Source organism: Salinispira pacifica (assembly GCF_000507245.1).
Lineage (GTDB): Bacteria > Spirochaetota > Spirochaetia > DSM-27196 > Salinispiraceae > Salinispira > Salinispira pacifica.
In genome coordinates this window covers 2,724,795-2,737,121 of the sequence record NC_023035.1, presented here as the reverse complement: position 1 = coordinate 2,737,121, position 12,327 = coordinate 2,724,795, and the positions used below count along the sequence as shown (strand labels likewise).

At 53.0% G+C, this 12,327-nt stretch carries 8 protein-coding genes; 7 read left to right on the top strand and 1 reads right to left on the bottom strand.

Going from position 1 to position 12,327, the window contains the following annotated elements; all coding sequences use genetic code 11:
* Positions 1-24: 24 nt before the first annotated feature.
* The 7 genes from L21SP2_RS12050 (at position 25) to L21SP2_RS12020 (ending at position 10,682) form a co-directional block, all read left to right on the top strand.
* Positions 25-1,842 carry an alpha-amylase family glycosyl hydrolase gene (locus L21SP2_RS12050; RefSeq protein WP_024268809.1) on the top strand — a complete coding sequence of 606 codons (1,818 nt, stop codon included), beginning with the start codon at positions 25-27 and terminating at the stop codon, positions 1,840-1,842.
* Between the two features lie 171 nt (positions 1,843-2,013).
* Positions 2,014-3,885, top strand: a complete 1,872-nt coding sequence (locus L21SP2_RS12045) for a putative bifunctional diguanylate cyclase/phosphodiesterase (protein WP_024268807.1) — start codon at positions 2,014-2,016, stop codon at positions 3,883-3,885.
* Between the two features lie 78 nt (positions 3,886-3,963).
* On the top strand, positions 3,964-4,773 hold the full coding sequence (locus tag L21SP2_RS12040; protein WP_024268805.1) for a class I SAM-dependent methyltransferase: 810 nt from the start codon (positions 3,964-3,966) through the stop codon (positions 4,771-4,773).
* Positions 4,770-5,642: a lysophospholipid acyltransferase family protein gene (locus L21SP2_RS12035; RefSeq protein WP_024268804.1), complete on the top strand. Its 873-nt coding sequence runs from the start codon at positions 4,770-4,772 to the stop codon at positions 5,640-5,642. The genes L21SP2_RS12040 and L21SP2_RS12035 overlap by 4 nt, the downstream gene beginning before the upstream one ends.
* Positions 5,643-5,697: 55 nt before the next feature.
* On the top strand, positions 5,698-6,957 hold the full coding sequence (locus L21SP2_RS12030; protein WP_024268803.1) for an ABC transporter permease: 1,260 nt from the start codon (positions 5,698-5,700) through the stop codon (positions 6,955-6,957).
* Positions 6,958-7,040: 83 nt separating this feature from the next.
* Positions 7,041-8,288 carry an ABC transporter permease gene (locus L21SP2_RS12025; protein ID WP_024268802.1) on the top strand — a complete coding sequence of 416 codons (1,248 nt, stop codon included), beginning with the start codon at positions 7,041-7,043 and terminating at the stop codon, positions 8,286-8,288.
* 84 nt (positions 8,289-8,372) lie between these two features.
* Positions 8,373-10,682: a methyl-accepting chemotaxis protein gene (locus L21SP2_RS12020; protein ID WP_024268801.1), complete on the top strand. Its 2,310-nt coding sequence runs from the start codon at positions 8,373-8,375 to the stop codon at positions 10,680-10,682.
* Here the strand turns inward: L21SP2_RS12020 and L21SP2_RS12015 are convergent.
* Positions 10,648-12,186: an XRE family transcriptional regulator gene (locus L21SP2_RS12015; protein WP_041402975.1), complete on the bottom strand. Its 1,539-nt coding sequence runs from the start codon at positions 12,184-12,186 to the stop codon at positions 10,648-10,650. The genes L21SP2_RS12020 and L21SP2_RS12015 overlap by 35 nt on opposite strands.
* Positions 12,187-12,327 lie beyond the last annotated feature (141 nt).

Genomic DNA, 12,327 nt, shown 5'->3' with positions numbered 1-12,327 from the left:
TGGGTGGCAACATAAAGGGGTAGTATGAAAAACATCAAATTTTTGTTTATTGCGGTGCTTATTCCGCTCTTGTTGACGGCCTGTGCCACCACCAGCCTGGATGTTCCCGGCAGCTATGCGGGGGAGGGAGTAGCTCCTTCACAGCTTCCGGAATTCAGCTGGGAGAATGCCACAGTGTATTTTGTGATCATCGACCGGTTCGCCAACGGTAATCCCGCCAACGATACAAGCTACGGACGATTCCGGGACGGCGGCGATGAGGTGGGAACCTTTCACGGCGGAGACCTTGCAGGGCTCACTGCGAAAATCGAAGAAGGGTATTTCGCCGATCTGGGGGTAAACGCCCTGTGGATTTCCAGTCCATTGGAGCAGATTCACGGATGGGTCGGCGGAGGAGACGGATCCTTTGCCCATTTTGCCTATCACGGGTATTACCCCATGGACTTCACCCGGATCGATGCCAATATGGGAACCGAGGAAGAGTTCGCCCGTTTTATGGATGCGGCTCATGAAAACGGTATCCGTGTGGTAATGGATGTGGTGATGAATCATGCGGGGTACAACAGCGTAAAAGATATGCGGAAATTCGATTTCGGCGGATGGAAGGGCGAACCCCTCCCCGAGGATTGGGTTCCTGAAAATAACAACTGGCACAGCCACCACGATTACATCGATTATTCCGGACAGGAGGACGCATGGGCCCGCTGGTGGGGACCGGACTGGGTTCGGGGCGGCATTCCCGGATATCCAGCTCCCGGTGACGATGATCTGACATCAAGCGTGGGGTTCCTCCCGGACTTCCGCACTGAGAGCAGCCAGCCCGTGGATCCCCCGGTCTTCCTCATGGAAAAAGCCGCGGCAGGTAACTCGGATGTGGAGCCTCTGGAAAACGCAACAGTACGGGATTATCTCATTACCTGGCTGACCGACTGGGTCCGGGATTACGGAATAGACGGTTTCCGGATAGATACCGCCAAGCATGTGGGCCTTGATGCCTGGCAGGAACTTGCAGTTGCAGCCGACGAAGCTCTGGCGGAATGGAAGGCCGAGAATCCGGAAAAAGCTCTGGATGATCTTCCCTTCTGGATGACCGGCGAGGTGTTCGGACAGGGTGTGGGCAGAAACGCATACTTCGACAACGGTTTTGATTCACTCATTAACTTCGAGTTCCAGATGAATGCCGACCGTGCGATACATGCCGACGGCACGGTGGATGCAGAAGCCCTGGAAGGAATCTATTCCCGTTATGCCCGGACCATCAATTCCGACCCCGGCTTTAATATGCTGTCGTATATCAGCAGTCACGATACCGTACTCTTTTACAACACCCGTCTGTCCAATAACGGCTACCGGGTGAACGGAGGAAATGCGGGGCCGGAACGGCAGAAAGCTGCGGGAACCGCTCTGATGCTGGTACCCGGTGCCGTCCAGGTATTCTATGGTGATGAGCTCGCCCGGGAGTACCAGCCTTACCGTGTTGGTGACCCCGGACAGGGCACCCGCACCCCCCAGCCCTGGGAGAACTTGAACTCCGACGTTCACCGGCACTGGCAGAAGCTCGGCCGGTTCAGAGCCAGCCACATCTCAGTGGGTGCAGGTGTGCACAGCCGGGTGGAAGTGAAGGATGCAGATTACGCGTTTGCCCGGAACTATCATGATCTGGACAAGGTGCTGGTGGTCCTGGGAGGAGAAGGAAGTCTCGAGATCCCCGTTGAGGGGTTCTGGGAGGACGGCCTTGAACTCCGGGATGCGTACAGCGGCTCGGTTGCTGCAGTCGAGAACGGACGGGTGACATTTGATGCTGAACCTTCCGCACCTCTGCTGATTGAGGAAGCCCGCTGAGCCGGAGAACCTGCAGTGCAGGGTGTCGTCCTGCATATTTCAGCTGAATTGGGGCTGTCCGGGGGTTCACCCGGCGGCCCTTTTGCATGTAAAGGCCCTTCAATTGCCTTCAATGCCCTTCACGGGCGTTTTTTCTTGAATAAGTGATGCTGCTTGTAGCACAATTAAGCTGTGAGTCCCGACAGACACGAAAACTGGAAGCAGTACCAACAGCTGACTGAACCGGTGCTACAGGCAGCCCTCTTTCTTTTCGCAACGGCAACCCTGGTGTCCGGGGTATATCAGAGTCTCAACTCAATGAATCACGGTATATTCCCCCAGCTGAATTTGATTACCGCAGGGGTATCGTTTCTCATGGGGGCATTTCCCCGCTATACTTCTCTCACTCTGAAAATCACCATTGCAACCCTGCTGGGGCTCATGAGCATTGCGTACTCGCTGATATTCAGCGGACTTATCGGAACTGCATTCCTTACTATTTTCGCCCTTCATATTCTGTACCTCACTGTTTCCAGTCCGGGAAGGGCCCTCGGATTTATGGGATTCACCGTCCTTCTTTTTCTTCTTTTTTCCCTGATTGTAGGGCAGGCCTATGTGGAGTATGGAATTTCCCATCTGAACAGGATGAACAGTCCCCAGCAATGGCTGACCCGCGGGATTGCTCTGGCCTTTACCTCAGGATTTGCCGCATTTGCCATTATTCTTCTGAAACGGCGTTTGCTTGGACTGCTCCGTGTTCAGCAAAAGACCAATACCCGGTTACAACAGCGGGAAGATGAACTGAAAGCACTGGCATACACCGATCCTGTCACCGGATTACCCAATAAGATGGCATTTGAAAAAGAGCTTCACAGCCGCTCACATGCGGGGACTCTGGGAGAGGGGTATATTATTGTACTGGAAATCTATAATTTCCGTATCGTGAATTCTCTCATCGGGCCGGCCAAGGCCGATCTCCTTCTGGAACATGTGGGACGTCTGTTGAAATCCTACAGCAGCGAAAACAATTTCATTGCACGGTATAACGGGGTGGAGTTTGTGGGATGGGCCGGCGGCTGGAGTGAATCCGATCTGTATGAACGTGTGGCCCTCTTCAGCAACCGTATGAAGCAGATAGTCAGGGAGCAGTTTCCGGAAATCACACTGGATATCCGTGCTGCCGCCTCAGCCTACCCCCGGGACGGGGAGAGCATTGAAGAATGCTATAAAAATGCCGGGATTGCCCTGTACCGCAGCGAAGGAATATCCGCCGCAGCTGTGGTGCTCTACGACCCGGCCATGAAGGATTACAGTTCCGAAGAGATGATTCTCAGAAGTGCTCTTGAAGAGGCCATCGAACAGGATGAGTTTCTTGTATACTACCAGAAAAAAATCAGTCTGAAAGATTCCAGGGTAATAGGTCTTGAAGCCCTGACCCGTTGGCAGGATACTGCGAGTCAGTTTGTCTCTCCCATGCAGTTTATTCCCATTCTGAACAAGTATCATCTGATGAACCGCTTCGGTTACCTGATTCTGGAAAAAGTGCTGAAGGATGTTCCTGAGATTGACGCACGCTTCGGTGCGGATTTACACATTGCAATAAATATTTCCCCCAGCCTGTTTCTGGATCCGGGATTTCCCGAATTTCTGATTGCCGCGGTGCGAAACAAGGGGGTTGATCCCCGCCGGATCATTCTGGAAATTACCGAAGATGTGTTTATAGAGGATATTTCCAAGCTGAGGCAGATCGTGGAGAAGCTGAAAGCCGAGTCTTTGAGAATCTCCCTGGATGACTTCGGCACGGGGTTCTCTTCCCTCTCCTATATCAGCAATCTCCAGCTGGATGAACTGAAGGTGGACAAGTCATTTATTGATGATATACACACGAACGAAAAAAAATTCGGTATATTCAGCTCAATATGCACCATTGGCCATCTGCTGGGCTATACGGTTGTTGCAGAAGGCGTGGAGAGTGAGGCCCAGCTGACCCGCCTGCTGGATACCGACTGCGATATTGCCCAGGGCTTTTACTTTGCCGTGCCGGCACCGGTCATTGAACTGTAGGACCCGGGAAATCGCCGGTCACTGACGTGATACATCTGTAAAACGGGAAAACCTGCACCGGAGGATGAAACATCAATAATGGATTTCAGCAAATACCTGCAGTCAAAGTGGAAACTCGATTCAAAAAGCCTTCATCCCCGGCTGTTGAACAGGCTCAAAGAATATATCCGGCCAGGCATGAGGCTGCTGGATCTGGGGGCCGGGAACGGCGCAATGCTGCGCAGGCTGAATGAACAGCTTCGGGATTGTGAGTACCATGCTCTGGATCTGGATTCCGAGCTTTTATCGGAAATTGAATCGGATCCCCTGCCGGAGGGGGTGACGCTGAAAACCGTTGCAGGGGACGCTCAGGATTTTCTGGCGGGCAGCGGGGATGAAGCATATGATGTTATTATCTCCCATATGTTCATGGATCTTGTGAATATTCCCTCCATGATGCAGCAGATACGCCGGAACCTGAAGAATGGCGGCTGGGGGTATTTCAGCATGGTGTATGACGGGAACAGCCGTTTTTTTCCGCCCCATCCCATGGATGCACATGTTCTGGAACTGTACAACGGATCCATGAAGGATTCCCGGCGGGACGGCAGCCGCGCGGGACGTGAGCTGCTTCACTACTGCAGTGCCGACACCGGCCTGAAAGTTCTGGATGCCGCTGCGTCCGACTGGATGATCGTTCCCCGGAAAGACGGATACGCCGACGGGGAGCAGCATGTTCTCTCAAGTCTTCTTCATTTCTTTCGCCAGGTTCTTTCATCCGAGGTGAAACCGGCCGCCCCTTCTGCCGGTCAATTCCAGGCCTGGCTTTCCACCCGGACGGAGCAGATGGAGACCCATGAGCTGGGCTTTGCCAACAGTCAGGTGGATCTGCTGGTGAAGCGCATATGATCGGACTGGCTCTTTCTCTCTTGGGGGACCTGTCATCATCCCTGCCCGTTTCTTCGGTCTTCCACCGGATGTTTATGGTGATATACGCTTTGCCGGGGATTTTCCGCATCACCCTGGATCTGTACCGCTTTGACCGGAAAATCCGCCACGGGGGTCTTCAGAAGGCCGCAGGCTGGCTGTATAACAGATTCTACCGGGAACTTGATCTGCCTCCCGACCACCGTACGCTGCTTGAACGTCCGGCACAACCCTGTCTGTATGTGTCCAATCATCCGGGAATAGGCGACTCCCTTGCTCTTTTGAGTCAAATTCCAACGGAAAATCTGAAAATTCTTGTGAAAAGCCGGCGGTTTTTCCATATGATGCCTGAGCTGAAAAAATATCTCATTCTGCTGAGTCCCAGCAGCCGCCAGCGGATTCCCCAAATGCGCCGGGCGCGGAATCATCTGCGGGACGGCGGCAGCCTTCTTATGTATCCTGCGGGAGAAATTGAGCCTGATCCCGACCTTGACCCCCTGGTGTTCCCGGCAAAACCCGGTCACTGGGAATTTCCTGAGTTGAGGGTCTGGAGCAGATTTCCCCGGATGCTGCTCCGGGACTTTTCCCGAAACGGACAAGAGCTGTCCGTTCGCTGCTGCAGGGTATCTTCGGTGTACCACCGCAGGTACTTTCGCCACCCTTTTGTTCTCAGCGCCCCGACAATGGATGATGCCCTCTCCAGGGCCGCCTTTCTCTCCATTGTGTATCCCCGGAGGATGGAGGCGGGAGTTCGGCTGAGGGTTCAGGCTGGACTTTCTGAAAGCTTCAGCTGCAGGGCCCCCCTGGAAAAACGAGAGGTTTTGCGGGAAAAAGCACCTATTCCGGGCTGATAATCCGTGGCAAATATCCCTGACTATTCTTAGAATGGATGGAGGGGAGGGCGGAATGAAAATCAACATTAACTTCTACCTCAAACTTGCCTGGCTGAACCTGCTTCGGCATAAACGCCGCACGGTCATTACCTCCATCTCCATAGCTGCGGGAATTATGGCATATGTGTACATGGATTCCATGGTGCTGGGCATGGTTCACGATAACAGCAACAACCTCATATTGTACGAGACAGCAAGTGTCCGCATGGTTACCCCAGAATTCTGGGAAGATCGGGAGTTCTATCCGTTAAAACACGCAATTGATTCACCCCGGACCATTATGGGCGAGTTGGAGGCTGCCGGATTCAATCCCGTTCCGCGAACCCGCTTTTCCGGGGAAATGCTCTATTATCAGGATCCGTATCCTGACAGCGGCAGCCGCCGGATTATTGTGAACGGGGTTGATCCGGAAAAGGACGGAGATGTGTTCCGCATAGACTCTTCTGTAAGCCAGGGGCAATGGCTGGAAAGTGAAACGCCCTCTGCGGTAATCGGCGCAGGAATTGCCCGAAAAACCGGCGCCCGGGTGGGCTATCCCCTCCTGATCCGCACCCGTACACGTGACGGCGCTTACCAGACCATAGAGGTGATCATCAGCGGAATTGCGGATACTCCGAATCCGGTTGTGGATCTTTCGGCGGTGTACATTCCCCTTTCTCTTGCGGACAGCGCCCTGAACATGAACGGGGCAGTGACCGATCTGAACCTCTACCATCCACCGACCAGTGACCCCGGAGAGCTGAAGCGGCAGCTGGAAGAGCTGCTGCCCGGAGGGATCCTGGCCAGAACCTGGCAGGAGATGGAGCCGGCGGTGAGCGAGTTCGATACAATTGCCAGGAATGAAACCAAAGCCTTTACCTTTTTTATTTTCATTGTTGCCCTGGTGGGAATTTCCAATACCATGCTGAATGCAGTGTACGACCGTTTTCGGGAGATCGGCATGCTCAGGGCCATGGGCATGGAAGACAGATCCATCCTTCTGCTGCTCACCCTGGAAGCCGGGGGAATCGGACTGCTGGGAGCCATTGCAGGGGTATTGTTCAGCATCCCCATTGTGTGGCATCTGGTGACCTGGGGACTGGATTTTTCTGCGTTCATGCCTTCGGATTTGAATTTCGGTTTCAGAACCGACATGCATTTTATGGGGATGTGGAACTTCGCCACCATGCTTCGGGCGGCTGCTTTTGGCATTGCCGTATCCGCCCTGGTGGCCCTCATACCCGGACGCAGAGCGGTGAAAAAACCGGTGGTGGATTGTCTGCGGATGGAATAGGGTGATATCAGTGTAATGACAGATATCAGTGTAATGATATCAGATACGCAGAAAGCCGGAAAATGCGGAGGGGCATTGCAGCTATGAAACTTACAGTTATGGCATTACGAAACCTGGGAAGGAACCGGCGCCGGTCCCTTCTGTCTGCAATATCCATCGGGGTTACGGCGATTGCCTTCCTGCTGGTATTGGGGATTACCGAATGGATGAAATCCGACATCCGGGAAAATATCACCACCTACATCTCCGGGGACGTGAGAATCCGGCATATTGAATTTCAGGACGATGAGAGCATTCATCCCCTGCGTTACAGTCTTTCACCGGGTGATGAACTGGTTGAGGAGGTTCTTCGGGTTCCGGGTGTAAAAGCGGTAAGCCCCCGGATTCATCTGGGCAGTGTGGTGTACCGGGACGGCAAAACCATACCCGCACGGGGAACGGCGGTGAATTTCCGGCTTGAAGAGTCTTTCCAGGCTCTCAGCGACCATATAATTCAGGGAGGAATGCCCGAACCGGGAAGTAAAAACGCACTCTTTTCCCGGAGTCTTGCGGAGAAACTGGATCTGGAGTTACACGATTCCATTACCCTTCTGCTGAGAACCAAGCGGGGAGCCAGCAATGCAGTCACCCTGAAGGTCCACGCCATCGCGGATTTCAGCGATGCCTCGGCAAATGCCATGAGCTTTTTTGCCTCTCTGCCCCTAATGCAGAGAATTCTGCGAAGCAGCAATGAGCTGATGGAAATACTCATACAGTCAGACGGGGATGTGAAAAGCTCTGCTCTGGCTGAACGGATATCCCGGAGGCTGGAGGAAACAGGTTTCAGCACGGATCAGTTCAGCATTATGCCCTGGCAGGAAATATCCCAGCTGTGGTCGATTATGCGGATGGCGGAGATCAGCTACGCTGTGCTGGCCCTGATCCTTTTTCTTCTGGGAAGTACGGTGATTATCAATACCACCATCATGACCATTCATGAGCGCTCCCGGGAGATCGGCATGCTGGGTGCACTGGGAATGGAGCCCGGTCAGATTGTCCGCCTGTTCTTTCTGGAAGCCAGCTTTCTGGGGGTGATCGGCGCCGCCGGCGGTGTCCTGCTTGGATTCCTCATGGGAATACCCCTGGAGCAGGCGGGAATTCCCATGTATGACTCCATCCTTCAGGATGCGGGAGTGCGGGAGCTGTCGGGGCGGATGTTTGTGAAGGTTACCCCGTACACTGCCATCGTCACCTTCTTTTCAGCATCTGTGGTGGCATCCCTTTCAAGCTATCTGCCGGCACGGAAAGTAAGCAAAATTCATCCCGTGGAAGCCCTGCGGGTGAATCAATAATATCTTATACTTATACGGGGATTCTGGGAAATACTGCAGCGTGAGTTCACAGTTGCCAGCATTTTATTTCAGCATAGAGATGGGTTGAAAAATACCTATGAAGGCAGTTACACCATGAGCATTAAAATCAAGAGCATTCTTTTATCTGTTGTGGCGCCGGTTTTTCTTATTCTCATTCTTTCCGGCGTGCTGCTGTGGGTGCAGTTTCAGGCGGATATGAACAAGGAACGGCAGAGTATTCTGGCCGGGGCACGGAACATCCAGAGCGAGATCCGTCTGGAAATTTCCGAGAGCTTTGAAATACTCAGAAATATCGCCCTGAATCCTCTTACGGCCAGGGTAATGGAACGGATGAATCAGATCCCTGAGGGACTGGACAACGATGATTTTCAGGTCCTGGATGAGTTCAGCACCATACAGGAGCTGCTGGGACTCAGCGTGGAGGGTACCCGTACGGACCTGGCATATATTGCCTCCCGGGGTTCGGGAGGAATAATTCTGGGTTCAAATGTACAGATCGGTGAAGGTTTTGATGTACGGGGCCGGGACTATTACCAGGCGGCGATGGGGAACCCCGGAACCACGGTAATTTCCAGTCCCAGAATATCTGCAGAGGAAAGTGCCGAACCCATTATCGTCATTACCGCTGCCAGAAGCGTAGAAAATGAACAGGGAAGAACAGTGGGGATCGTTGCGGTGAATTACCGTCTGAACGGCATTATCGAAATTATCAGGGAAAACATGGAAGAATACGGTGTGAGCATCACCTTCTTCGACAGTCAATCCAGAAGCCTGCTCTGGAACAGAACAGAGGATGGCACCTACTTTTTCGATCCGGATAACGTGATAAGCCTGAAGGAATGGGTGGAAGGTTTGGGTGTTGATGAGATAGATACAACCACCGTCGCCGTTGCCAACAGCAATGAGTTTTACCTTGAGGGTGAGACCTTTCTGGGATCTTCTCTGATCCAAACCGTATCTGTGGGGGATACCCGATGGTCTCTTGCGGTAATCCAGGCCCGTTCCAAAGTGGTGGGAGAGGTGCTGGGATCGCTTGTTACACCCATTGCCGTATTTGTGCTGATTTTCATCGGAGCCCAGATGGTGGTATTTCTGCTCTATATGCGGCTGATGGTAAATCCCATGCTGCGGCTGGGCCGGCGACTTGAGGTTCTTTCCCGGGCGGATGCGGATCTGACTCTGAAAATTCAACAGGGAAGCAATGACGAGATCGGGAAGGTGGCTTTGAACTTCAACACCTTCGTTGAAAAACTCAGGTATTTGATGGTGGAAGTGAAAACGGTGATTGAGCGTACTTCGGATATCCGTTCAAACATCGCCTCAAATACCGAGGAAACCACATCGGCCATCGAACAGATCAATGCAAACCTGAAATCCATCGACGAACAGCTTGCATTGCTGGATCAGGAGATCAGTGACAATGCCACGGCAATTGAACAGATCACCCAGAATATTTCCTCCATGGATGAGCAGATCATCAACCAGTCGGCAATGGTTGAGGAATCCACTTCAGCCATCACCCAGATGATGGCCTCGCTGAACAATGTGAACAATGTCGCCCAGACCAAGCGGAAGACCACCCAGGAACTGGCTGCAGTGGCTTCAGAGGGGAAGGATATCATTGAAGAGACCTCGGCGAACTTCAAAATGGTGGTTCAGCAGATCGATCAGATCCAGGAGATGGCCTCGGCAATCAATGATATTGCTTCCCAGACCAATCTGCTTTCCATGAATGCCGCCATCGAAGCAGCCCACGCCGGGGAATCCGGCCGAGGTTTCGCCGTGGTTGCGGAAGAGATCAGAAAGCTGGCCGAATCTGCGGGGCAGTCATCCCAGACCATCAGTCAGCTCATCGCGGACATTACCCAGTCCGTTCAGGATACGGATGAGCATGTGGAGCGCACCACAGTCGCCTTTGAACGGATCAGCGGCGAGGTAAACCAGACCGTTGAGGCCTTCACCGAGATTGAGCACTCTGTGGCGGAGCTGAACATCGGCGGCCAGCAAATTCTTGAGTCTTCCCAGCAGATCAATGAGGTTACCGTCAATATTAAAAACGGTTCCACCGAGATCACCTCCGGCACTGAGGCGATGCTTGCCTCAGCGGGCAAAATCCGGGATATTTCCGGCAGGGTGAGTACGGGAATGAATGAATCCAGCTCCGGAGCCGGAGAGATTGTAGAGTCCATGCAGATGATGGTGAAGCTTTCCCATGAGCTGAGCACTATTGTGGATCAGCTCACTGAAAACTTCAGCAGGTTCAAGACAGAGACCGGCGATGGTGCAGGAGAAGGTGCGCAGTCTGCAGAAGAGGAGATTCAGCCCGTGGAAAATCCGATTAGCGGGGCTGATCCCGGCGGAGAAGGCCGCTGATTGCCTTCTCCTTTCTTTGGAGGGCATCCTGCAGGTGACGGATGCCCGGGGGGGCAGCCCTGAGACTGCACTCACCGCTGCTTAACGGGCATCTCTCGCAGGTTTCATGAACCAGTTCATCTGGGATGGAGGGGTCCAGGGCGAAAGGGAAGAAATCTCTCTGTTCACCATCAAGCTGTATTCCCAGGGTCATTACAGAGAGTTTCCCATCTTCAAGTGAGAGAGGCCTGGCCACGCTGAGCAGCAGGTATTCCCGGTCTCCATCCAGGAAACGAACTCTCTGGGCTCCCGCCCGGGGCAGTTCACCGGGTTCACCCGGGCCTTCCTCCCGGATTTGATTCATCAGCCGTAACGGCAGCCATCTCCGGCAAAAATGCTCATGCAGGTGGAGCCCGTAGGGAATCATGTCATCGGTCATGTTCAATTCTTTGGTAAGATGGACCCGATCCCCGTCCCGTTTTCCGGTGAACCGCAGGTAGAATATTTTGGATAGATCATGCAGCCCCGGAAGAATCTGACTCATGCGGTAAAGAAACATCTCGGGGGTTACATCTTCCCGTTCCAGGGGTTCCAGCAGCAGTTCCGGACTCCAGCTGCTGCGGTTTTGCATGCTGCGGATATATTCGGACATACGAGAGCGGGGCAGCAGCACTGCACCGGCAAAGTATGATGCAATAAAGTTGTTGACCAGCTGGTCAAAGGACGCAACCTGAATCCAGCTTGAGGTGAAGGGTCTGATTTTCAGCTCCAAATTCAAAAAGGCCAGCTCCCTCAGGAGAATGAACCGCTTCTGGGACTCCAGAAGCCTGGCGTTCAGATAGAGTCTGGGCACCGGACCCTCCCGGTATACTGACCGGAATTTTTCCAGCTCCGGATTTCTGCTCAGTGTGTGGGTGTCCAGTTCATAGCCGTGCATGCCTTGAAGAAGTTTCACAAGCACCTGCGATCCCGGTGCTTCCCTCCCTTCTCCCCCCAGTTCCTCAGATGCCTCTTTCAGGGAGTCCCGGTAAATTTCCGCCTGGGCTTCCTGTTCCGGAAAATAGTTGTTCTGCCTGGTCTGATAGGTTCTCAGGGCGGCAAAGAGGAAATTTTCCAGGCTCATATCATACGCCTGGCCGATCTGAATGAATGTACTGAGGAATGCCTGGGCGTTCTCCGGCTTATTGCCGAACAGCTGAAGAATGTCCCGGGTGGAAACCCCGAACAATTCGAATGGAAACTCCCTGATTAAGGGCGAGTTCATCAGGTTTGCCAGAGGGTCCAGGTCCTCCTGAACACGGGCGGAAACCAGTTCATCATAGGATATATTCAGCGCCCGGGCCAGTTGAATGAGTTTCTCGGGCTTGGGGTATTTCTTTCCCGATTCAATTTCACTGATATAAGACAGCGCCAAACCGGAGCGCCTGGCCAGCCTCTGCAGGGATAATCCCTGCTGCTGACGGTAATGCTTGATTTTCAGACCCAGAATGAGTTTCAGGTTATCACCGCTTATAAATTGATCCATGAACTCCATAGTACACCATTTTCATAAGGAATATCAAATAAAATCCACTATAAGCGAAATTTCGCTTGAAAAGTATATTTCGCAGTTTATAATATGAGTAAAATACTCATGGTACTCCGTGTGAAGGCAGCTTGGCGAAAC